This window comes from Paraburkholderia graminis (assembly GCF_003330785.1).
In the GTDB taxonomy this organism is placed as follows: Bacteria; Pseudomonadota; Gammaproteobacteria; order Burkholderiales; family Burkholderiaceae; genus Paraburkholderia; species Paraburkholderia graminis.
In genome coordinates this window covers 3,124,318-3,147,161 of sequence record NZ_CP024934.1, presented here as the reverse complement: position 1 = coordinate 3,147,161, position 22,844 = coordinate 3,124,318, and the positions used below count along the sequence as shown (strand labels likewise).

21 protein-coding genes and 1 tRNA gene are annotated in these 22,844 nt (G+C 62.0%); 5 read left to right on the top strand and 17 right to left on the bottom strand.

Going from position 1 to position 22,844, the window contains the following annotated elements; all coding sequences use genetic code 11:
* Positions 1-318: 318 nt before the first annotated feature.
* Positions 319-591, top strand: coding sequence for an aggregation-promoting factor C-terminal-like domain-containing protein (locus CUJ91_RS14005; protein ID WP_244230942.1), 273 nt, complete (start codon positions 319-321; stop codon positions 589-591).
* Positions 592-658: 67 nt separating this feature from the next.
* Here the strand turns inward: CUJ91_RS14005 and CUJ91_RS14000 are convergent.
* From CUJ91_RS14000 to CUJ91_RS13985, 4 genes are all read right to left on the bottom strand, one after another.
* Positions 659-732: transfer RNA gene (locus CUJ91_RS14000), tRNA-Gly, on the bottom strand.
* Between the two features lie 85 nt (positions 733-817).
* Positions 818-1,381, bottom strand: a complete 564-nt coding sequence (locus tag CUJ91_RS13995) for a YggT family protein (RefSeq protein ID WP_006050150.1) — start codon at positions 1,379-1,381, stop codon at positions 818-820.
* A 232-nt stretch (positions 1,382-1,613) separates the two neighbouring features.
* Positions 1,614-1,934 carry an EthD family reductase gene (locus CUJ91_RS13990; RefSeq protein ID WP_114156408.1) on the bottom strand — a complete coding sequence of 107 codons (321 nt, stop codon included), beginning with the start codon at positions 1,932-1,934 and terminating at the stop codon, positions 1,614-1,616.
* 77 nt (positions 1,935-2,011) lie between these two features.
* On the bottom strand, positions 2,012-2,962 hold the full coding sequence (locus tag CUJ91_RS13985; RefSeq protein ID WP_114156407.1) for a Rossmann-like and DUF2520 domain-containing protein: 951 nt from the start codon (positions 2,960-2,962) through the stop codon (positions 2,012-2,014).
* A gap of 274 nt (positions 2,963-3,236) precedes the next feature.
* Between CUJ91_RS13985 and CUJ91_RS34400 the strand changes: the two genes are divergently transcribed.
* The 3 genes from CUJ91_RS34400 to CUJ91_RS13970 all read left to right on the top strand — a co-directional run bounded on the left by CUJ91_RS34400 (position 3,237) and on the right by CUJ91_RS13970 (position 5,244).
* Positions 3,237-3,398, top strand: coding sequence for a hypothetical protein (locus tag CUJ91_RS34400; protein ID WP_165919826.1), 162 nt, complete (start codon positions 3,237-3,239; stop codon positions 3,396-3,398).
* 368 nt (positions 3,399-3,766) lie between these two features.
* Positions 3,767-4,078 (top strand): hypothetical protein, encoded by a 312-nt coding sequence (locus CUJ91_RS13975; RefSeq protein ID WP_006050154.1) that lies wholly within the window; start codon positions 3,767-3,769, stop codon positions 4,076-4,078.
* 191 nt (positions 4,079-4,269) lie between these two features.
* A complete protein-coding gene (locus tag CUJ91_RS13970) occupies positions 4,270-5,244 on the top strand; it encodes a threo-3-hydroxy-L-aspartate ammonia-lyase (RefSeq protein ID WP_006050155.1) in 975 nt (324 codons plus the stop codon).
* A gap of 84 nt (positions 5,245-5,328) precedes the next feature.
* Here CUJ91_RS13970 and CUJ91_RS13965 read toward each other — a convergent pair whose 3' ends face one another.
* Positions 5,329-6,024 (bottom strand): LysE family translocator, encoded by a 696-nt coding sequence (locus CUJ91_RS13965; protein WP_114156406.1) that lies wholly within the window; start codon positions 6,022-6,024, stop codon positions 5,329-5,331.
* A gap of 57 nt (positions 6,025-6,081) precedes the next feature.
* Positions 6,082-7,650 (bottom strand): UbiD family decarboxylase, encoded by a 1,569-nt coding sequence (locus tag CUJ91_RS13960; protein WP_114156405.1) that lies wholly within the window; start codon positions 7,648-7,650, stop codon positions 6,082-6,084.
* A 613-nt stretch (positions 7,651-8,263) separates the two neighbouring features.
* On the opposite strand from CUJ91_RS13960, the gene CUJ91_RS13955 reads away from it, so the two are divergent.
* Complete coding sequence (locus tag CUJ91_RS13955; protein WP_053858633.1) at positions 8,264-9,478, top strand: lytic transglycosylase domain-containing protein; 1,215 nt, start codon at positions 8,264-8,266, stop codon at positions 9,476-9,478.
* 177 nt (positions 9,479-9,655) lie between these two features.
* Here the strand turns inward: CUJ91_RS13955 and CUJ91_RS13950 are convergent, their stop codons facing one another.
* The 11 genes from CUJ91_RS13950 to ribD all read right to left on the bottom strand — a co-directional run bounded on the left by CUJ91_RS13950 (position 9,656) and on the right by ribD (position 22,805).
* Positions 9,656-10,852, bottom strand: a complete 1,197-nt coding sequence (locus CUJ91_RS13950) for a pyridoxal phosphate-dependent aminotransferase (protein WP_114156404.1) — start codon at positions 10,850-10,852, stop codon at positions 9,656-9,658.
* A gap of 152 nt (positions 10,853-11,004) precedes the next feature.
* Entirely contained in the window at positions 11,005-11,439 is a 435-nt protein-coding gene (gene nusB / locus CUJ91_RS13945) for a transcription antitermination factor NusB (RefSeq protein ID WP_006050160.1), read from the bottom strand.
* Entirely contained in the window at positions 11,436-11,942 is a 507-nt protein-coding gene (ribH, locus tag CUJ91_RS13940) for a 6,7-dimethyl-8-ribityllumazine synthase (protein ID WP_006050161.1), read from the bottom strand. Before ribH ends, nusB begins: the two co-directional genes overlap by 4 nt.
* A gap of 48 nt (positions 11,943-11,990) precedes the next feature.
* Complete coding sequence (gene ribBA / locus CUJ91_RS13935) at positions 11,991-13,127, bottom strand: bifunctional 3,4-dihydroxy-2-butanone-4-phosphate synthase/GTP cyclohydrolase II (protein WP_006050162.1); 1,137 nt, start codon at positions 13,125-13,127, stop codon at positions 11,991-11,993.
* Between the two features lie 111 nt (positions 13,128-13,238).
* Positions 13,239-14,867: a hypothetical protein gene (locus CUJ91_RS13930; protein WP_153067630.1), complete on the bottom strand. Its 1,629-nt coding sequence runs from the start codon at positions 14,865-14,867 to the stop codon at positions 13,239-13,241.
* An 81-nt stretch (positions 14,868-14,948) separates the two neighbouring features.
* Positions 14,949-15,185 carry a hypothetical protein gene (locus tag CUJ91_RS13925; protein ID WP_114156402.1) on the bottom strand — a complete coding sequence of 79 codons (237 nt, stop codon included), beginning with the start codon at positions 15,183-15,185 and terminating at the stop codon, positions 14,949-14,951.
* Positions 15,186-15,943: 758 nt separating this feature from the next.
* Complete coding sequence (locus tag CUJ91_RS13920) at positions 15,944-17,380, bottom strand: ATP-binding protein (protein ID WP_114156401.1); 1,437 nt, start codon at positions 17,378-17,380, stop codon at positions 15,944-15,946.
* Between the two features lie 3 nt (positions 17,381-17,383).
* Complete coding sequence (locus CUJ91_RS13915; protein WP_114156400.1) at positions 17,384-19,876, bottom strand: Hsp70 family protein; 2,493 nt, start codon at positions 19,874-19,876, stop codon at positions 17,384-17,386.
* Positions 19,873-20,250: a hypothetical protein gene (locus CUJ91_RS13910; RefSeq protein ID WP_114156399.1), complete on the bottom strand. Its 378-nt coding sequence runs from the start codon at positions 20,248-20,250 to the stop codon at positions 19,873-19,875. The genes CUJ91_RS13915 and CUJ91_RS13910 overlap by 4 nt, the downstream gene beginning before the upstream one ends.
* 749 nt (positions 20,251-20,999) lie before the next feature.
* Positions 21,000-21,632 carry a riboflavin synthase gene (locus CUJ91_RS13905; RefSeq protein ID WP_114156398.1) on the bottom strand — a complete coding sequence of 211 codons (633 nt, stop codon included), beginning with the start codon at positions 21,630-21,632 and terminating at the stop codon, positions 21,000-21,002.
* A gap of 15 nt (positions 21,633-21,647) precedes the next feature.
* A complete protein-coding gene (ribD, locus tag CUJ91_RS13900) occupies positions 21,648-22,805 on the bottom strand; it encodes a bifunctional diaminohydroxyphosphoribosylaminopyrimidine deaminase/5-amino-6-(5-phosphoribosylamino)uracil reductase RibD (RefSeq protein ID WP_029967988.1) in 1,158 nt (385 codons plus the stop codon).
* Positions 22,806-22,844: the final 39 nt, after the last annotated feature.

Sequence of the window (22,844 nt, the reverse complement as noted above, 5' to 3'; positions counted from 1 at the left end):
CGAAGGCTCGGCAGTCAGGTGGAGCGGGCGTTGCAAGTGCGCGTAAGGTAGCACAACGCAAAAGGGCGCGTCCAGACAGAGTCCACTTGGCAGCAACGGCGAACCGGGCGACATTACGTTTCGATAACGGAAGTCACCGGTTATGTGATTTAATCGTTCTGTAAGCCATTTCTTCTTTCCAACGATTAATTCACGCGAATATCCGTTATGAGTCAGCACGCACACAATCACCGCGAAGCAAAATCAGCGAAATCTGGCTGGATCGCAATTGAGCCGAACCGTGTTCCGGCTACTTCACGCAATGCGCTTCGTAAAGCGATGCAGATTGAACGCGTGCCGCTGACGCAATTCAACGACCTGTTGTGGCTGATGGCGCAGGAGTCGGGCGGCGCGGTCAATCTGCGCAATTCGAAATCGGGCGCGCGCGGGCTGTTTCAATTGCTGCCGTCGCAATATGAATTGAATCCGGACGGCATCGAATCATTCGGCGATGCCGTGGAAGAATGCCGCGGCGGTATTCGATATATTCTCGGCCGCTATCACCATGCGGCGTCCGCACGGTTGGTGTGGCAAGCGAATCACTGGATTTGAAGTTTTGGGGAATGCAGATACTTTCCACGGAACAGCGGCAACGATTGGGCAACTGCCGGAAAGTATCTGGAGCGGGCGATGGGAATCGAACCCACGGCTCTAGCTTGGGAAGCTAGGGTATTACCATTATACGACGCCCGCAGAGCGCGCTATTTTACTCGCGAAAGGGCAGCAAGCGCAAATTGCGCCGCTGCCTTGCTTAGCTCATGGGCCGCGCGAGCGCGCCTCAGATCACGAAGTAAGTGAGCTGAACTGCAGCACGCGTGACCACCATCAACAGAACCTGCACGATCACGAACAGCAGAATCGGCGAGAGGTCGATGCCGCCCAGTTGCGGGATCACTCGCCGCAGCGGGTTCAGAAACGGCGCGGTCAACTGGTACAGAATCGGCATGGCCGGCGAACGCGGATTGAGCCAGGACAGGAGCGCCATCAGAATCGTCAGCCAGATGATCAGGTTCAGCGCCCACTTGATCAGCGTCAGCACCGCGACGATCAGCAGCGTGGGCAGCAGCGTGAGCGGATCGGCGCCGGTCAGCACCACCATCAACACCACGTAGATGATCGCCGCGATCAGCGCTGCGACGAGACTCGCCCAGTCGACGTTGCGCGTGGTCGGCAGAATCCGCCGCAGCGGCAGAACGATCCAGTTGGTGGCTTGCAGCACGGCGTTCGTGACCGGGTTGTACGGCGGCATGCGCACGACCTGCAGCCACGCGCGCAGCAGCAGCGCCGCGCCGAACAACGTGAAGAGGGTATTGAGCAGAAAACGGGCGATATCGCCAAACATCTCGTGTCCTTATGCTTCTGATGGCAGCCGTTCAACGGCCTGGGCGCCGGCGCTTCGGTGGGGCGCACGGCGGTTGTCATGTCGCATGCGCCGCCGATGCGGCCGCATGCATTGTGCAACGTTGCTAAGACAGCTACGCGGAACACAGTTGCCTCGACGCAAGCGCAACGACTGGCCGCACGAATCGGCCGCCAGCAGTGCCGCTCCGGCTCCGCGTCACGCGTCCGCGTCACTACACCGAAACCTTGATCTCGCTGATGAAAATCGCGCCGTTGCCGCCGTCGGTGTAATTCGGAATGTCGGCAAGAAGCCGCTCCGACGTCGGCTTGAAGACCTTGTAGAAATCCTCGGTGCTGTCGAACAGGAAATGGCCCGCGGCCACATACGGCGGCGGCGTGCCCGGCGGCCCGGCGTTGATGCCCACGTCGACGGACCAGCCCTTCAGCGACGGGCCGAACAGCTCCGCCGCAAGCGGCATGTGCGTGGCGCAGTAATACTCCACGTCGAAGTGGCCGTTTTCCCGGTACGGATAGAGGATGCTGACCTTGATCATTGTGCGTTCTCGTCTGTTGGTCCCGAAGCGAGGCGCCGGCGGATTGCGCGCGGCGCCGGACGTCACATTATCACGGCTTACTTGACGCTTGCACCTGCTGCCGCCTGATTGAGTGACCGTCCCAACGATTCTTCGACGGCGTCCGAGATGGCGTCGATCGCGGCGGGCGGCGTGGCGCGGCGTTGCGCCAGCGCGACCGCGCGCCGCGACAGCAAGCCGTACAGCGCGGCATGGTCGCCGCCGAGGCTCTCGAACAGCGCCAACTGTTTCTGCACGACCCCGGTGTCGCCACGCGATATGGGTCCGGCGAGCGCGTTCGACAGCCCCTTGTCGCGTGCGGTTTCGATGGTGCCCGCGAGCATCGGCAAGAGCGCACGCAACGCGTCGTCTTCGGCGAAACCGAGCGTGCGCCACAGCGCGACGCATTCGGCAAGGCTGCACAGCGCGAAGCTCGCCGCGTAGTGCGCGGCGCCGTGGTACAGCATGCGGCTGCCTGGCGGAATCGACAGCGGATGGCAGCGCAGCGCGAGGGCCAACGCGGTCAGCGTGTCCTTCAAGGCGCCGTCGGACTCGATTGTTATCGAACAGCCGGCGATACGGTCGACGTCGCTCGCCTCGCCGCCGAAAAGGTACAGCGGATGAAACCCGCCGATCGACGCCCCCTGGTCGCGCGCGGGCGCCAGCAGCTCGACCGGCGATGCGCCGCTGCAATGCACGAGCGCCTTGCCGCCGGCTTTGTCTCGGTCCTGGTCCTGGTCCGGCTCAAAACGCAGTATGTGCGCTGACGTACCGATGCTGTCGTCCGGAACGGCTAAAAAGACGACGTCGGCGTTGTCGATGACCTGCTGAGGGTCGTCGAGCGCCAAGCAGCCAGGAATCTGGCTGGCGAGCCGGCCGGCGGATGCCGCGGTACGGCTTGCCACCGCCGTCACGGGATAGCCCGCGTGGGAAAAGCCGAGCGCGAGGCAACGCGCGAGCCGGCCCGCGCCGATAAAACCGAGGCGGGGCAGAGGACGGGACTGGGACATGTCGGCGGGCTCCAGACGGGGCTTGGACGGGAAAGCAGCAGTATCGCGCATCGGCCGGCGGGTGGAGCAAGCAGGCGGAGCAAGCAGGTGGAGCAACTGGCGACGACTGTCGTCAGATGAGTTTGCCGGCGATATGACGCGCACAGCCGGTCATGGCGGCGCGCCGGCCCCGCGGGCTTGAAAACTGCTCACAATTTCCGCATGGCCGATGTGGCCGTGGCTGTTTCATGGGTACGCGCTTAGCAATGTTGCAATCGAACTCGGGGAGGTCACGATGAGCATTTTTTCTTACCGGAAGCATCTGCGGTTTCTGACGCATGCGCAGCGGCGTCGCTGGTGGGACCAGAAAAAACGTCTGAGTCCGCGCGTGCGGATCAGCGTCGCGTACGTTCCGCCGAATGTGTCCCGCGAATTTGCCTACGTGAAAGTCGGCTGACGCCGCACCCAACCTCGGACGAGACAATGCCCGGCCTGCGCGCCGGGCTTTTTATTGCCTGTTGCGCGCCGCCCTCGGTATTAAAGCTAATTTGTAATTAAAGATTACCGGGGTGACGTCCGTTGAACCGGCATGCGCCTGTGGAAACCGTTCGCCGCGTGCGCGACACGCGCAATCGCTTGATTCTGCACGACCTTCCCGCATATCCAACTGCGCCGCCGACGCACCACCGACGTAATTTCTTTTCGCCTATTGCAATTTGCAACAAATGCGAACAGCGTCGCGCGGGCTTTTTAGATAAATTGATTTCGTAGCATGCAAGGCATGCGCAGTCGGCGACCTTGAGTGGGCCGCGCCAGGAGAACAAAGTGAAAAAGATCGTCCCGTTTGTTGTTGCTGCCGCACTCGGCGTGGGGCTTGCCTCCGTCGCGCAAGCGCACGTTTCTGTCGGTATCGGTATCGGGGTACCGGTCGCGCCGGCGTACCCGGTCTACGCGGCGCCTCCGCCGGTGTACTACCCGCCGCCGCCGCCCGTCGTCTATGCACCGCCCGTGGTCTATGCGCCGCCGCCGGTGGTGGTCGGCGGATACGGTGGTTATTATGGTTATGGCCGACCGTATTATCGCCACGGCTACTACCGTGGTGGATATGGCTACGGACACGGCTACTATCGGCGCTAAGCGAGTCAGCTAGCAAGCTGAAGCCCGATGAACGGCGTAACGCCGGCTTGATTGCCGGGTTACGCCGTTTTGTTTTTTGACTAGCTTTCGACGTGTTTTTTCATTGCCTCGCGCGAATGTTCGCCGGCGTTCCAAAGCGGCGGCGAAGCTGGGAGAATGGCCGTCTCGCCACCGCTCAGGAATCTCCGCCGATGCAGCCGAAGCAGCCACTCCCCGCTCCCACATTCGACGACGTACTCGACGCCGCCGCGCGCCTCGAAGGCGTCGCGCACCGCACGCCGGTCTTGACCTCGAGCACCTTCAACGAGCGCACCGGCGCGTCGGTGTTTTTCAAGTGCGAGAACTTTCAGCGGATGGGCGCCTTCAAGTTTCGCGGCGCCTATAACGCGATCTCCCATTTCGACGCCGAGCAGCGCAAGGCCGGCGTGCTGACCTACTCGTCCGGCAATCATGCGCAGGCCATCGCGTTGTCGGCGCGCCTCGCGGGCATCCGCGCGACGATCATCATGCCGCACGACGCGCCCGCCGCCAAAGTCGCCGCGACCAAGGGCTACGGCGGCGAAGTCATCACCTACGACCGCTACAAGGAAAACCGCGAGGAGATCGGCCGGCGGCTTGCCGAGGAGCGCGGCATGACGCTGATTCCGCCCTACGATCATCCGCATGTGATCGCGGGGCAGGGCACGGCGGCCAAGGAACTGATCGACGAAACCGGCCCGCTCGACCTGTTGTTCGTCTGCCTGGGCGGCGGCGGGCTGATTGGCGGCAGCGCGTTGTCGGCGGCGGCGCTGAGCCCTGAGTGCGCGGTGATCGGCATCGAGCCGCAAGCGGGCAATGACGGTCAGCAATCGCTCGCGCGCGGCGAGGTCGTGCATATCGACACGCCGCGCACGATCGCTGACGGCGCCGCGTCCACCCATCTTGGCGACTACACGTTCGCGATTATCCGCAAGCTGGTCGCGCGCATCGAAACGGTCACCGACGAGCAATTGATCGAGACGATGCGCTTTTTCGCTCAGCGCATGAAAATCGTGGTCGAGCCGACCGGCTGCCTCGCGGCGGCGGCGGTGCTCAACGGCGTCGTGCCCGTGAAGGGCAAGCGCGTGGGCGTGATCGTGAGCGGTGGCAACGTTGACCTTGAGAAGCTCGCGCAGTATCTGGCGTGATCGCTTGATCGCCCGGCGGGGCCCGCCCGCCGTTGATGTTTGCGAAAACGGCCTCGCCTCGTTGCTGGCGCAGGCCGTTTTTTATCAGCTCGCTGCTTGCGCAACGGGCGAGTGCTGCGCCGTTTGCAATATCAGATCGCGATAGCCGTTCACGATCACGCTATATGAGAAGTACGCGAACAGCAGCGCGGACAGCACATGGCAGGCGCGCAGCAAACCGGTGCCGGCGCGCTTGCGGCCGTGACTGCCCAGACCGCAAATAAACACGGTCCAGCACAAGCCGCCCAGAAAGAAGCCGCCCAGGAACACTGGCGCGGTGGCCGCACTGGTCGCGCCGGCCTTGGCAATCAACGCGCCGCCGACTGCGGCGAACCATAGAATCGCCGACGGCGACGACACCGCCAGCAACACGCCGCGCAAGAAGCCGCGCCACGCCGAAAGATGCGGCGCGCCGACATCGGCCTCGCCCGCGACCGGCGGCGCCGACGCCGGGAACATCGCTTCGCGCGCCATCTTCCATGTGAGAAACAGCAGGATGGCCGCGCCGCCTATCCACACGACCCACCGCACCGACTCGAACTGCAGCAGCGCTGCCATGCCGGCGAGCGCGAGCGCCGCGTAAATCAGATCGCCGACACACGAACCCAGGCCGAGCCAGAAGCCGGGCTTAAAGCCGTGCGACAGCGCCAGAGAAATCATCGCGACGTTCACGAGGCCGATGTCGAGACACAGCGACAACGACAGGAAAAACCCGTCGGACATCATCGAAAAGGCATGCATCCGCGCAACTGCTCCATCAATCTCGTTATTGGGTTGTTTGGTCGCGCGGGGCGGCGCTCAGAGGCCCAGCTCGTTCCACAAACTGTCGATGCGCTGCTTGACCGCCGCGTCCATCTCGATCGGACGGCCCCATTCGCGATCCGTTTCGCCCGGCCATTTGTTGGTCGCGTCGAGTCCCATCTTCGAGCCGAGTCCAGCCACCGGAGACGCGAAATCCAGATAGTCGATCGGCGTGCGATCCACGAGCACGGTATCGCGCGTCGGGTCCACGCGCGTCGTGATCGCCCAGATCACTTCCTTCCAGTCGCGGATGTTGACGTCCTCGTCGACGACAACAATGAACTTCGTGTACATGAACTGCCGCAGGAAGCTCCAGACGCCGAACATCACGCGCTTGGCGTGGCCCGCGTAGCTCTTCTTCATCTGCACGATGGCCATGCGGTAGCTGCAGCCTTCGGGCGGCAGGTAGAAGTCGGTGATCTCGGCGAACTGCTTTTGCAGCAGCGGCACGAACACCTCGTTGAGGGCGACGCCGAGCACGGCCGGTTCGTCGGGCGGTTTGCCGGTGTACGTGGAGTGGTAGATCGCGTCGCGGCGCATCGTGATGCGCTCGACGGTGAACACGGGGAACCACTCCTGTTCGTTGTAGTAGCCGGTGTGGTCGCCATAGGGGCCTTCCAGCGCGTGCTCGTAAGCCGCCGACGCGCCCTTCACTGGCCGCGGCGGCGCGCCAGCAGGAGCAGGCGAGGGCGCGCCTTCCTGCGGGTAGATGAAGCCTTCCAGCACGATCTCCGCGCGCGCGGGAACCTGCAGGCCATCAACGCCGGGCGTGAGGCACCTGGCGAGCTCGGTTCGTCCGCCGCGCAGCAGGCCGGCGAACTGATATTCGGAGAGCGTGTCCGGCACTGGCGTGACTGCGCCGAGGATGGTGGCGGGGTCCGCGCCGAGCACGACGGCGACCGGATACGGCTTGCCCGGGTTCTTCAGCGCGAACTCGCGAAAATCGAGCGCGCCGCCGCGATGCGCGAGCCAGCGCATGATCAGCTTGTTGCGCCCGATCAGTTGCTGGCGATAGATGCCGAGGTTTTGTCGGCTCTTGTTCGGGCCCCTCGTGACGGTCAGGCCCCAGGTGATCAGCGGGCCGGCGTCGCCTGGCCAGCAGGTCTGAATCGGGAGTTTTCCGAGGTCGACGTCATTGCCTTCCCACACGATTTCCTGGCAGGGCGGCGCGCTCACGGTTTTCGGCGCCATGTCCCAGACCGCCTTCGCCAGCGAGAACAGCTTGCCCGCGTCCTTCAGCCCTTTTGGCGGCTCCGGTTCCTTCAGCGCCGACAGCAAGCGGCCGACGTCGCGCAGCGATTCGAGCGCCGCGCCATCGCCTTCGCCGGCCTGCGCGTCGACGCCCATGCCAAGCGCCACGCGCCGCGGCGTGCCGAACAGGTTGCCGAGCACCGGGAACGCATGCGCCTCCTTGTTCTCAAACAGCAAGGCTGGGCCGCCGGCTCTCAGAACGCGGTCGCATACCTCGGTCATTTCCAGGACCGGCGATACCTTTTGCGGAATGCGGCGCAGTTCGCCGATCGTCTCGAGACGGCCGATGAAGTCGCGCAAGTCTTTGTATTTCATGTTGGCGGTTCAGTGCCGCGAACGGCGAAAAAAGGGAACGGCGTGGAACGGCTGACGCTATTGGCGGCGCCGAAGCGATTGTCGATTTTACCTGCGTTGGCTAGCGCACGTAGATCGGCCGAACGTCATAAGACTCGCGGACGCGGCAAAATCGCCCGAAAAGCGCTTCGCGCGGTGGTTCGCGGGCTCCGAAGGGCCGTCGTTATTACAATTAGTTATACATTTGCCTGTTTGTAGTGTTGACGATCTATAAAACCGTGCCCTAGAATCCGTCCACATTGGTTGCAGGGCGTGGAGTTTTTTACCACCGCCCCCGGTCCCATCTGACGCAACGCGTCACCGCTTACCGAAGCCCTGCACGGTATTCGTCGGTCTTATTGATGTCCTCGCCAGCGCCATCTGACGCTGGTTTTCGCGTGGGAGCCACCGCCCGCATGCTTCGCAGCCTGCCGCGGACCGCTTTCAAGACGGCTCCCCACAACGGTATTTGCCGTTTTCCCGACGTCGCTGCTGCCCTAACCAGACAGAGCGCGCGATGTCTTGACTCTGCGAATGTGTGTTGCCGCCTGTTTGTTCAGCGGAATTCGCGGATCATGCAACATGGGAGATCTGAATGAACGCCTGGTTATCGTGGCGTCCTGATGAACGTATCGCGCAGATCGTGCGCGGTGCCGTGCGTCGTGGGACGCAATTGAGTCATCACCTGTTCAGCATTGTCGGCGGCATGGCCGTCGTGCTGGCAATCGCGCTGTGGCTGATGCCGACGTGGCGCGGCACGCTCGCGGCCAAACTGATGCCGGTCCTCTCGGCCGCTGTCCAGGCCGGACCCGCGCGTCTGCTGCAGGGCAATCCGCTGCCGGCTTTCGGGCCGCCGGGGCGCACGTCGTCAGACGAAACACTGTCTTCGAATACGAACACGAACGCCGCCGATGCGGCCAACGGCAATGGCGCCAACAACGCCGGCGTCGCCGTGAGCAACACCAGCTACGACGGCGCGTTCGACGGCACCGGCTCGGCTGGCGGCATGGGCATCGCGGCGCTCAACGGCCTCGATCCGCGCACGATGCAAAGCGTCACCGCGCTTGCCCGGCTGATTCCGGCGCAACGCGTTTCCGCCGACGCCCGCGATGACCGCGTGCTGGTCTCGTCGCGTGAACAGGCGCTCGTCGCGTCATACCTTGCCCGACGCTACCGTGTCGCTCAGGAGCCCGTCAGCGAGCTCGTGAAGGCCGCCTTCGACACCGGCCGCGAAGTCGGTCTCGACCCGCTGCTGCTGCTGTCGGTGATGGCGATCGAATCCGGCTTCAATCCTTACGCCGAGAGCGGCGTGGGCGCGCAGGGTCTGATGCAGGTCATGTCCAAGGTTCATTCGGACAAATTCCAGTATTTCGGCGGCGAGAGCGCGGCGCTCGAACCGGTCGCGAACATCAAGGTCGGCGCGCTGGTCCTGAAGGACTGCATCGCGCGCGGTGGCTCGTTGCCGGGCGGCCTGCGCCTCTATGTCGGCTCGACCTCGCCGGACGACGGCGGCTACGGCGCCAAGGTGATGGCCGAGCGCGGGCGTCTGCGCGATGTCGCGCGTGGCCGCAAGGTGCCGATCAATGCGCCGCAGGCTCCGGTAATCACGGCGTCGAACAATGCGTCGGCTTCTTCTGCGCCGGCTGCTGCGAATAGCAACAATGGCAAGCGCGTGCAGGTGACGCTCGAAGGAAGCCATCCTTTGAGCGCTGCTACGCCGCCGGGCAAGACGCCGGGTTCGTCGGAGCAGGACGATGCCAGCGTGAATGCGCCTAAGCATGTGGCTTCGAATGCGGAGCTGGGTGCGTGAGGCGTTGACGGCTTAAGTAGCTCTCGGCGAAAGCTGAGGGCAGAAAAAAGGACACTTGCGAGTGTCCTTTTTTGCGTTTGGGGGGCTGGTTGCGGGGGGGGGGGGGCGGTTAGATGGCTGCTGCCACTGGCCTCGCAACTACGCGACCGACGCGCCAGCATCAGCCGCCACACCTCGCTACTTCCGCCCAAAAAGCCCCGCAAGACGCTCGACCGCTTCCTCGAGCTTCGGATACGCGGTCGCATACGACAGCCGGATATATTGCTTCGGCGCATGCGTGCCGAAGTCCATCCCCGGCACCAGCACGACGCCTGCGTCGTGCAGCATCGCCTTGGTGAGCGCCGAACTGTCGCCGGCGGCAGGGTGATTGACGGTCCCGCAGTCGGCGTACACGTAGAACGCGCCGTCGGGCATGACCGGCACCGTGAAGCCGAGCGATTGCAAGGCCGGCACGATGAAATCGCGGCGTCGCTTGAACTCCAGACGGCGCGCTTCGTAAGTCGCGATGGTTTGCGGTTCGAAGCACGCGAGCGCCGCGTGCTGCGCCAACGCCGACGCGCAGATGAAAAGGTTCTGCGCCAACTTCTCGAACGCGCTCACCATGCCCGGCGGGACCACGAGCCAGCCGAGGCGCCAGCCTGTCATGTTGAAGTACTTGGAGAAGCTGTTGACGGTGATCACATCCTCGCCGTATGACAGCGCGGAGATGGGCTTCGCGTCGTAGCTCAAGCCCTGGTAGATTTCGTCGACGATCGTGAAGCCGCCGCGCGTGCGCACCGCCTTGACAATGCGCTCGAGTTCGGCCGGTTCGATCGAAGTGCCGGTCGGATTGGACGGCGACGCGAGCAGCACGCCGCGCGTGCGCTCGTTCCAGAGCCGTTCGACGTCGGCGGCGGTCAACTGGAAGCGTTCGGCAGGGCCGCTTGGCACCATCACCGGCTTGCCTTCGGCGGCGATCACGAAATGGCGGTTGCACGGGTAGCAGGGGTCGGGCATCAGCACTTCGTCGTCGCGGTCGACCAGGGCCGCGCACGCCAGCAGCAACGCCGCCGACGCGCCCGCGGTCACCACGATTCGCGCAGGATCGACGTTGACGCCGTAGACCTCCGCGTAGTGCGCCGAAATCGCTTCACGCAGTGTGTGCAGGCCGAGCGCGCTGGTGTATTGCGTGACGCCGCGGCGCAGCGCGTTCGCGGCTGCCTCGATGACCGGTTCCGGCGCGGTGAAGTCCGGCTCGCCGATCCCCATGTGAATGATGTCGCGCCCCTCGCGCTCGAGAAGCGCGGCCTCTTTGGCCAGCTCCATCACGTAGAAAGGCTGAATGGAGTCGACGCGTGCGGCGAGCCGCATAAGAGGTTCGGTCACGGAGTTCATTCGATTAAATCCAGTTCAAAAGCAGAAACCGGACGGCGCCTCGCGCGTTGACACATGCGCACGGCGGCGTCCTTACAGCGATTCGTTCCAATCCGGCCGATGCGCGGCTGCGGCAGCGGCGTTGCGCACCTAAGCCCGCCGCACTCCGACGCCTAGCGCTTGCGAGCCGCTTCGATCTCCGCCGCGCGCAGCTTGGCAGCCAGCTTGTCCAGCACGCCGTTCACGTACTTGTAGCCGTCCACGCCGCCAAACGTCTTGGCGAGCTCCACGGCTTCGTTGATCACCACGCGATAAGGAATGTCGACGTGATTCTTCAGCTCGAATGCGGCGACCAGCAGCACCGCGCGTTCGACCGGCGACAACTGCTCGATCGGACGGTCGAGACACGGAGCGATGTCGGCCGACAGCGCCTCCGAATCGCGGATCACGCCGTGCAGAATCGCGTCCAGATGCTCGTGATCCGCTTTGTCGAAGCCCTGCGCGCCGCGCAGTTGCGCGTCGATCTCACCGCCGGGCGAACCCGACAGCAGCCACTGATAAAGCCCCTGCGTGGCCAGTTCGCGGGAGCGTCGCCGTGCGCTCTTCATGCCTCTTCCTCTTCTTCGTCTTCTTCTTCGTCGTCGCCGCCCAACTGTTCGAGCGCGACCGCCAGATTCGCCATTTCGACGGCGACGCGCGCCGCGTCACGGCCCTTTTCGGTCATGCGGGCGACCGCCTGTTCGTCGTTTTCCGTGGTCAGCACGGCATTGGCCACGGGGATGCCGAAGTCGAGGCCGATGCGCGTGATGCCCGCGCCGCTTTCGTTCGACACCAGTTCGAAGTGATACGTCTCGCCGCGAATGACCGCGCCGAGCGCGATCAGCGCGTCGAATTGCGCGCTTTCGGCGAGCTTCTGAAGCGCGAGCGGGATTTCCAGCGCGCCCGGCACCGTGACGAGCAGCACGTCTTCGCCCGTCACGCCGAGGCGTTCCAGTTCCTCGATGCACGAGTCCGCGAGGCCGTTGCAGACCGGTTCGTTAAAACGCGCCTGGACGATGCCGATGCGCAGTCCGTCGCCGTCGAGGTTCGGTTGGTATTGTCCGATTTCCATGTGAATTCCGTAGTGTTTGAGTGGGCGCGAGGCGCGTAAGTGGCCGGATCAGCCTTGTTGCGGAGTCTCTGCGATACCGCCGGGCATGGGTACGAACCCGGTGACTTCGAGACCGTACCCCGACATGCTGCCCAGCTTGCGCGGGTTCGACAGCACCTGCATCTTGCCGACGCCGAGCTCGCGCAAAATCTGCGCGCCGATGCCGTATGTCTTGAAGTCGACTGGCCGCCGCTTGAGCGCGTCTGCTTTTTCCTTCGAATCGAACGCCTTGAACACGTCGATCAAATGCTCTTTCGAGTCGCCGCAATTGAGCAGCACGATCACGCCCAGTTCGCGCGAGGCGATCTCTTTCATGGCCGCGTCGAGTGTCCAGGAATGCGTGGATTCGCCGACTTCGAGCAGATCGAGCACCGAAAGCGGCTCATGCACGCGCACGGGCGTGTTCTGCTCGGGCGTCGGCGTGCCGCGCACGAGCGCGATGTGCGGCTGGCCGCTCGGCTGGTCCAGATACATGACCGCGCGAAACGCGCCGTGCGCCGTCTGCATGGTGCGCTCGCAAATGCGCTCGACGATCGACTCCGTGCGGCTGCGATAGTGAATCAGATCCGCGATCGTGCCGACTTTCAGGTTGTGCTGTTTTGCGAACTCCATCAGGTCGGGCAGGCGCGCCATCGTGCCGTCGTCGTTAATGACTTCGCAGATCACGGCGGCCGGCGTGAGACCGGCCAGCGCGGTCAGATCGCAGCCAGCTTCCGTGTGGCCGGCGCGCACGAGCACGCCGCCCGGCTGGGCCATGATCGGGAACACGTGGCCCGGCTGCACGATGTGCTCGGCCTTCGCGTCCGGCGCGACGGCCGCGGCGATGGTGCGGGCGCGGTCGGCGGCCGAAATGCCCGTCGTCACGCCTTCCGCCGCCTCGATGCTCACGGTGAACGCGGTGCCGTACTGCGTGCCGTTGCGATACGTCATGAGCGGCAGATTGAGCGACTTGCAGCGTTCCTGCGTGAGCGTCAGACAGATCAGGCCGCGGCCGTAGCGGGCCATGAAATTGATCGCTTCCGGCGTGACGAATTCAGCGGCGAGCACGAGGTCGCCCTCGTTTTCGCGGTCTTCTTCGTCGACGAGGATCACCATACGGCCGGCTTTGAGTTCGGCGATGATCTCTGGAGTGGAGGCGAGCGTCATGGTGGCGAGTTTTTCGGGAAAGCGCGTATTTTACGCCACGCGCGGTCCCAAGTCGCCTCCGCCGGATGGCATAGGGCGTTTGGCCGACTGGCCGGTCGGGGGAACATGGTGTCAGGTCAAGTAGTCGCTCAGTTTTCCGACGCCCTTTTTGAAAGCGCCGCGCACAACATGCTCCAAAATATGCGCGTTCCAATGATCGATGTATGAAGCGGTACCGGACACTTTTTTGTCGTTGCGCGAGCCCATGACGACTTTACCGTTGTCCGACCAGATGTGGACATGGCTCCAATCGAGCTTCACTGGGTCACCGGAGCCAAACAGCTTCGAACGCACGAGGTACGCGTGCGTGTCGCTTATTTCAATGCTGCCGAAAGATAGCGTCTTGCCTGCTTTGAGTGCCTGGGTCATCTCGACAATAAGGCGAACACAGACCGCACGCCACAGGCAGTCGAGGAACTTCGTATAGGTCGCTTCTTTTTTCAACTGGATGACCATCGAGCCGATCTGCGTGCCGATGCCGATTGTGTAGTCGGTCCCTGTCGGTATGCCGTTGACCGATTGGCGGACTCCGCCCCAGCGCACCGCGGTTATCCAGGAAAGCGGGTATGTCCGTCCCTTCCATTGGACTCCCTCCGGGCTGATGGCAAGTTCGTCCTTGAAGAGGATGCCAACTTCCGAGCGGAAAGTGATGGAACTCGCCCATTGATCGTCTCTCTGTGTTGCATCGATCGCACTTTGTTTGAGCTTCAGGAGTTTTTTTGCATCAAGGTCAGCGATTTCAGCGAGCTCGGGCAAATCGGCAAACAGCTCCCGCACCAATGCGGTCGTGCGCTCTGCCAATTCAATCATGTTGTGATCGTTGTTGAGCGTGATCCCTAATGACCGGATCTTTGCGCCCAACCCGAAGCTGGATTGATCGGTCGTGCCGCGCGCCTTCGCGCTTAATTGAATGGGCTTCGCGATCGTGCACCAGACACGGCTCATCTCCTCAATAGTGTTGATCGCAACGCTGACCTTGGCTTTTCCTTGCGGAGCGAACCCGATCGCGTTCTGGATTTCCAAAGCGATTCTCTCGGCGCGTGAAGAAAGAATGGGCTCAACTTCCAGCGCGTAGGTGTCGACCAGGTCATCGATCAATGCCGGGGCCGGCCTCCTGCCTTCGTCTGTCGCCTGGCGGACCATCAGCAGCATCGATTCGATCAGGTGCGCTGACTCCATGCGGTCAAGTGCACCTTTGATTGCCGACTTGTACGCGCTGCGACGGTCGCCGAGTTCCGCTTCCACGGCGGCTTCGTCTAACACCTCCGGAAATCCTGCGACCGCGCGATCTTCGTTGATATCGAGCATTGTTGCTGCTAGATCGATCGCATCGACGAGTTCGGCCAGCTTGATTACGAACGCGGCCATTTGGTGCGGGACCACATCCTGAGCGAGTTCGAACGCTGCTGCCGTTAGATTCGCTCGCGCAAGCGGCGGGAGGCCTTCGTCATACGCAACCGCCAGACCGCGCTTCTCAATCGACGCTACAGCTTGCGATGCTTTTTTTGGTGCGACGCCAGGGAGCCACGAGACTTCTTGCGCGAGGCGGCCTTTGGGATTGGTCAATGCTGCACGTGCTTTTTGTGCCTCGTCGCCCGCTGATTCCAAAGACTTCGCCTCCTCGAGCTCGACAATCTTCCGCCGGTCGTCTCGAGTAGTCGCTCCGATCACCCAAAACGAATTAGCGTGCATGCTTGTCATGCTTATGGCCCTTGGGCGTGCGTCCTGCCAGTCCGTGTCGGGTGATGTACTCATGATGATCTTTGCTGTGACTTTTTTTGATTATTCGTTTGCGTTTCCGCTGTCGTCGCCATTGTTGCCGCTGCCATCGCTACCGTCGCCGCCTTCGCTGTCGTCGCCGGATGTCGAAGGAGTTGGGGCAATGGGCGGATACACGGGAGCCGGCGTGTCGTAGCGGCTGGTCAAGTCGGGAATATAGGTCGGGGCCGGCGCGGATGGCATAGCTGCGAGCCAGCTTGCGCGTGCCATGCTTTCGATGCGAGAGCGCTCGTTTTCCATTTCGCCAGCTACGCGTGTTTGTGCACCTTGTCGATATCTGTAACTTGAGCAGCGCGAGTTAAAGTCGTTGACTTGTGCGTTAAACCGGCCGACGTCAACACTGTTTGTCACCTGTGTCAGGCTTCTCCAGGTTCGCCAGCTACGCGTGTTTGTGCACCTTGTCGATATCTGTAACTTGAGCAGCGCGAGTTAAAGTCGTTGACTTGTGCGTTAAACCGGCCGACGTCAACACTGTTTGTCACCTGTGTCAGGCTTCTCCAGGTTTCCAAACGGATTTTTTGCGCGATGCAGTAGCCTATCTGCGAATCGTTGAACAACAGGCCGGCACCTTGCGGAGGGAGCGACTCTGCAACTCGCTCGGGAGTGTAGGGCGGGGCGGGCACGGGTGCGGACTCAGCAGCGGGAGTAGGGGGCGCGTATGCGGGCGCTATCGGAGGCGAAGCCGGCGGCTGATACGCGTATGCGGAAGAGGAAGAGTCTGGCGCCGACTCAACGTTGTTTGCCGAGTAGATCAGAAAGGCGGCGAGCACGACTGCACCGATGATGCATAGCGCCTTGCTAACATCGTTTGTGTTTTCAGGATCGCTCTGCGTCTCGGGCTGTGACTTGAATGCCGACCGTTCCCGCTCCTGGCCATTCGACGCGGGCGGTCCGGCGGGGCGCGGCGGAGAGGACGGAGGCGGAGGCGCCAAATCCGCCAAGCCTGCGAACCCGCGCACTTTGTCCTTTGATCCGTTTGTGCTCATTCCCACACCACCTTATACAAAACCGATGTGCCGACCTTGGCCCTGGTCTGGGCGTGACGGCGCGCTATCCAAGGCCGAAAGCAAGAACGCCTGATCAATCTTCGATTTGCCCGCACGTGCCGAAAGTCGGGCACCCTCACGAACGACGAACGCGACGTCAGACAGTGGCCTGCCTGCCAGGCGTTTCGCGAGAGGGGCGTGATCCACGCCAGAGTCCTTCGGAAGATCGCATAGAAGCTTGTCGAGCAGTGCAGACACTTCTTCCTCGGTGGCGGGCGGAACTTCGATCACGTGGTCGAAGCGCCCACGCCGCATGATGGCCGCATCGATCATCTCGATCCGGTTCGTCATACCTACGACAAGGACATGGTTCTTCCCTGCCTCCGGGATTCGCCGCAGGAACTCTGCGACCTCCTCGACGCGATGATGGCTTCCGCCAGACCCCGCCTCCCGGTCGGCGAGGAAAGACTCCATCTCGTCGATGATTAGCATGGAAGGAGCGCTCCTCATCGCCTTGTCAAAGATCTCCGCGATCTTTTTGCTGGTCTCGTGAATGTATGGGCTTGCAACGCTCGATGCATCGATCTGGAAAGACGGCCACCCCAGAAACTCTACGAGCTGCTCGATCGCGAATGTCTTTCCGCAGCCAGGCGGTCCATGCAGAGCGATGGCCGATGGAAAGCCGACCCCCAAGGCTGCGTATCGCTCCTCGTTTCTCACGATGTCGATGATGTGCTCGTTGAAGAACTCTTCAAGCATTGGCCGCCCGGGCAAGGAAAACGGTGTATCCGAGTCGATGGGCCTATTGCCACTGGGCTTCGGGCTTTGATCGGCAATCTCCGCCTCGAGAAAATCGGCTTGCTCCTCGTGGTCCTGCGCCAGCCTGGCTAGCCCCACCACGCCAGATGCCGACACCACATCGGTTACGTTCGCCGAACCCATCCAACTGAGCATCTGCGATAAGCGCCGGTCAGCTTTGGCTGACACCCTCGCGCCCCCCGTAAGCCAATACCCGAGGACCACATCGTCATCGACGCGCGATGTAATCGCGTAGGTGGGCAGCAGCCTACTGATGGGTTCGACGTAAATCGCATCTTGCAACGGCGACTCGGCATCCGCTTCGCGCGTCGCTTTTAGCGCCAGGGCGAAGCTCAGAGCCTCGGATTTGTTGTTTGGCGATCGGCACTCGTTGACCGGGGCCAACATCTTGCTCGGAGCACTCGAGAGCGCATGAAGCCTGGCGGAGCCGAACGACAGAGGCTTCAATGCGGAGCCGTCAATAAGCCGCGAGGCGACCCACCTGGAATGGAGAGGTTCGTCGGCGATAAGCGCTCGGCCGCCACCAGCAGTCGTGACGATTTGCCAGCCATTTCCCCCGTGGAGCGGTTTTCCACAACGCGCTCCGTCAGGCAATTCGTGGCCGATCGGCAGCCAGGCTTCTATCGTCATAGCCTACCCGACAAGAATGTTTGAACCGGTCAGCATCTGATCGTCCCCGCCGAGGCTGATGCGAATCGAGTCCAAATGGTCAACGATGTTTCGCAACTGCTCGACATCGTTCTTCTCGAGAGCGGCCATGCCCGCCAACGCGAGTTGCTGATGCTCTCCGGCATTGTGGAAAAAGTGCGGCGATCTCGCTAGCCACTTGAATCGGTCGATGATGAACCAGTCCTGGCGGGCGAGAATGTCCCAGTTCTTTCCGCGCATCTCGCGCAAGTGCGATTCGAAGTCGCCGCTGTTGTTGGCGATGGCGCGCCGCGCGGTGATCGCGAGGTTGTCGAACGCAGATTTCTCTGCGGGCCGTGCATGCTGTCTGACTCTTTCATCGAAGGTCGACACGCAACTCTCGAGGTCCATCGTGCGGATGTCCCGCAAGTTTGCTTTGCGTGTAAGAGCCAACAGCTTCTTCGCTTCCTGCACGTCGTCCATCGCTTGCTTGGCGGATTCAGGATCACCCTTTGCCGCGTTGGTTTTCGCGTTTTGAAGCTTCACTCGCGCGCGGTCGAGTTGAGGATCGTTGATTTTTTTCGTAATGGCCTCGATGCGAGATTCCACTTTTTCCGCGTCGTCCTCAATCAGTTTCGCGGCGTTGGAGTAATCGATCTGTCCGTCCTGGCGCGAATAGAAATTGCGGCCGCTGTTGAAGTTGGCGCCGATGGACGGGACCATGACATCGAGCACGATCGCTCCGGAATCATGTGCCTCGTAGTCGACGAGCAACTCCGCGCCTTTGACGATAACGCCGTCAGAGAAATCGGCGCCCCGTATTTCGAAAAGCCCTATGAAGCGGTTGTCCGTGGGAGGCTCGTCGATCGAGCCTTCGAACAGCTTGAACTTGATAGAACCCGGAGCTCCGGCTCGTAGCGACTCGTCCGCGCGGAACGTGACTTTTCCCTTCTTCGGAAGATGATCGCCCTCGCGCACGAGATACGCCATGATCATGCGCCCGCCAAGCTTCTCGCGTGCCTCAACCCCGATAGAATGCGACGCGGGAATGGCGTCGATTTGCGCGGCCGTGCGCGAGATGATGATCTTGTCTTGCGGCAGCGTGATGTGCCCTCCGGCTCCATCGAAAACGAAGACCTTGAAAACATTCTCACCGGGCTTGGCCAGAGGCACCTCGAGGTTAGCGCCGTCCCTGAGCTCGACTCTTCCAGATGACCATCCAGTGTCGAGGCTGTCGATCTGGAATGCTGCGCCGGCGACGACTTGGCCCGCAGCCTTCGCGACGACGCGCGCCTTCGTGTCCGGCGTACGCGCAACGTAGTTGAAAGTGAGGTTCAAACCGCCGCCGGATGCGAGTTCTCCACGTCCGCTCTTGCGTCCTCGACTGTGGCTCGTCCAATCAATGGATTCTGCGAAAACCGCCGCACCCTCCGACACCGCAGTCATCGGATTGACATCCGTCGATGCGGCGATACCCAGCTCAAACGCAACCTTGTCGCGCAGCGGCTTGTATTGGGTTGGTCCGCCCACGAATACCACGCGTCCCACGTCGTGTGCGGTGAGTCCTGCCTTGTCGAGCGTATCCCGTGCGGCCTGGATCGCCTCTTCGAGTTTATCGGCGATCAGATCGTCATATTCGGCGCGGGTGACGGGAATGTCCAAATAGATATCGGCCTCCGAACTATCCCTGATGCGTAGCTCACTGTCGTCGAGGCTGATGATTGCCTCGTCCCTGGCCGAAAGCTCGATCTTCGCCCGCTCGGTTGCCCACTCTGCCATGTGGCGTAACGCGCTATATCGGCTGTCCAGCGAAAAGTTATCCGGCAGGTCGAACTTCTTCACCAACCACGGCTTTACGATGTTGTCCATGAGAGCACGATCGAAATCGCGTCCGCCGCACATCGCGACGCCGCCATGCGCCAGCAGGCTGACGCGGCCGTTAATGCTTTCCGCTATGGCGATATCCAGCGTGCCGCCGCCCAAATCAAACACGAGGAAGATGCCGTCAGACTTGCGTTGACGCATCACGCTCATCACAGCGGCTACCGGCTCCTGCATTAGTGCGACTTTGCCAAGCCCTGCGGATTCCGCTGCCGCCAGCGTCGCATCTTTCTGCATCTGGTTGAACGCCGCTGGCACCGTGATGACGGTTCCCGTGTCCGGGTCGTTTCGAACCTCCTCCGGGAGATAGCCGAATAGCACGCGCAGAATCTGCGCGGAGCAATCTTCGGGCGTCGTGACCAGTCCAACCGCCGACAGGTTGATCGGCGTGCTTGTCCCCATCAGGCGTTTGAAAAGCTTTGCCGCGTTGTCGGGACTGCGCGCTGCATTTTCGTACGCTCGTTGGCCGAAATATCTATTGCCGCGCTTGTCGATAAAGATCGCCGAAGGCGTCACGTCATTCTGCTCGGGGCTTTTGTAAAGCCTTACGTTCTCGCCGTCGTAGGTGGTGATCGCGCTGTTGGTCGTGCCGAGATCGATTCCGACGTAATGCTTCATATGCGGCTCCTGCTCGCGAGCAACATGGTTCCTGCTTTGACGACGCCGTTGGCGCCCATGAGGATCGGCTCGACCATCTGTTCGACGTAAAGCTGTTCATCCGTGCCGTAGTCGCCGATGTTGAGCGCGGAGGCGGCCATTCCAAGGTCGTAGTCCTGGCCCTCAAGATTCACAAGGCGTAGACCAGCCACCTGGAGGCTGTCGTCGAGCCTCTTCTGGAAGTAGCGAAGCTGATTGACATATCTACCGGCCTCGCCGGCATCCAGTTTTGTGAGAACCTTGGCAAAGATTTTTGCGAATCGCCAACTCTCTACAGCGATGTCGATCAGTGGTTGCCGCCCATCGACCGTCGCGCTTTCGATCTCAGTGTCCATATCGTCCCCGCAGCAGAAAGCCGGCGCCGCGGAGAGTCGCAGCCTGCTCCTGCATACAATTTTTGTTAATCATTGTTGCCAGAATCGCGCCCTCTATCTGGGCACTGGCTTCTGAGCGAATTAATACCCGCGCGAGGACGGTATCCCTCGCACCTCCGTTTTGACGAGCCGTGAAACGCGTAGAAGCTCGCAATCTGCTCTATCGATTGCGCTTTAAGACGAAACAAGAATTGGCTTAGTCTTCATGGCTTCGGGATAGAAGGGTCGACCCAGTGTCCCGTTCGTAGCTCTGTCGATCTGAAGAGGGATCTTATCTGCGGTTGACCGCAATTCTGTAGCAATCTGTAAAGGTGCTATCAGTTTCTTGTTTGCGGCCAGTCATTCCGCCACCTGCTGGTAGCGAGCAAACATTAAATGGGAAAGTAGATTTTTTCTGATGGCGCGAATGGGTCAGCTTATTCAGCTTGTCGAATTAGCCACGGTACCCGCGGTTTGCTTTTTCAACACAATTGGCCGGCTTAGGTCAGATTTGAATTTCGCAGTTGCGGGCATTCCGCTCGTTCGCTCGAGGCAGATGGCATTCAGAGAATCCGAAGGTTCCGGATTTGAGGCGGCGTTCTCCCCAAGGAGTGACGGTATACGAACCGCAGAAAACGGCAGTGTACCGTCACAGATATCGTCACATAATCGTAGCCGTGGCGGGTCTCAGTGAGACGGTGATAAGCGCCAGATTCGCCGACCTCAAATCATTACGACGGCTGATAGCCGTCCCGAGGCGCGTTCAACATCCGCTCCACATACCGCGCAATCAGATCGATTTCCAGATTCACCGGCGTACCTTCACGCAGATGCTTGAGCGCGGTGACTTCCACCGTGTGGGGAATGAGATTGATCGAGAACTCGCAGCCATCGTCGCGATCTTTAACCGAGTTGACGGTCAGGCTCACGCCGTTGACAGTGATAGAACCCTTGTACGCCAGATAGCGGCCGATCTCGCGCGGCGCCAGCACGCGCAGTTCGTGAGATTCGCCGACCGGCGCGAAGTGGGTGACCGTGCCCAGGCCGTCCACGTGGCCGGAGACGATGTGGCCGCCCAGCCGGTCATGCGCGCGCAGCGCCTTTTCGAGGTTCACTTCGCCGACTTCGCCGAGACCCGCCGTGCAGTTCAGGCTTTCGCGCGACACGTCCACTTCGAACGAATGGTCGGTTTTCGCGACCACGGTCATGCACGCGCCCTGAATGGTGATGCTGTCGCCGAGCTGCACGTCGGCGAGGTCCAGGCCGCCGGCTTCCACGTTCAGACGCACGCCCGCGTCGCCGTTCGTGCCGAGCGGCTTGACTGACTCGATGCGGCCCACTGCCGCGACGATTCCTGTGAACATCGTACTAATCCTCGATCAAAACGAAACGGGTGGGGACGCGGCGTCGGTGTCGCTTGCCGTGGCGCCGGCGGGCACGAGGCGCGCGAGAATCCGCAGGTCCTCGCCGATCCGCTCGACGTTGTGAAACGCCAGCTTGACGCGGCCTTCCAGGGTTTCGGGCGCGCCCAGATTGAACATGCTCATGGAGTCGATGCCGAGCAGGCTCGGCGCGAGATACACGAGCAGTTCGTCGACGCAGCCTTCGCGCAGCAGCGAGCCGTTCAGCTTGTAGCCTGCCTCGACGTGCAGTTCGTTCACCTGGCGCTCGCCAAGCACTTTCAGCATGCCGGGCAGATCGACCTTGCCGGCTGCGTTGGCCATCTGGACGATCTCCGCGCCGCGCTCGCGCAGCGCCTCTGCGCGTTCGCGATGCCGTTCATCCAGGTTGCCGCAGAAAATCAGCGTCGGCGCGCCGGCGAGAATCTGCGCGTGCGGCGAGACCTCCAGCTGACTGTCGATCAGCACGCGTTGCGGCTGGCGGGGCGTGTCGACGGCACGCACCGTCATACGCGGATCGTCTTCCCTGACGGTGCCGATGCCGGTCAGAATCGCCGATGCGCGCGCACGCCATGCATGGCCGTCGGCCCGCGCCGCTTCGCCGGTGATCCACTGGCTGACGCCGGAAGGCAAGCCGGTGCGGCCGTCGAGCGAGGCCGCTACTTTCATGCGCACCCACGGCCGGCCGCGCGTCATGCGCGACACGAAGCCGATGTTCAACTCATGCGCTTCGTTCGCGAGCAGGCCGCAGCGCACCTCGATGCCCGCATCGCGCAAAATCGCGAGGCCGCGTCCCGACACCTGCGGATTCGGGTCTTCCATCGCGGCGACCACGCGCGCGACCTGCGCTTCGATTAGCGCGTTCGCGCAAGGCGGCGTGCGACCAAAATGGCTGCACGGCTCGAGCGTGACGTAAGCGGTCGCGCCGCGCAGATCGTGACCGCGCGAACGCGCGTCTTTCATCGCACGGATTTCAGCGTGGTCCTGGCCGGCCGGCTGCGTGAATCCTTCGCCGATGACTTCGCCGTTCTTGACGATCACGCAACCCACGCGCGGATTCGGGTCGGTCGTGTACATGCCGCGCCTGGCCAGCGCGAGCGCACGTTCCATGTGGACGAAGTCGGTTTGCGAGAACATCGGTGCCTGGTTGAGTGCGGGTGACGGGGCGGTGGCGTG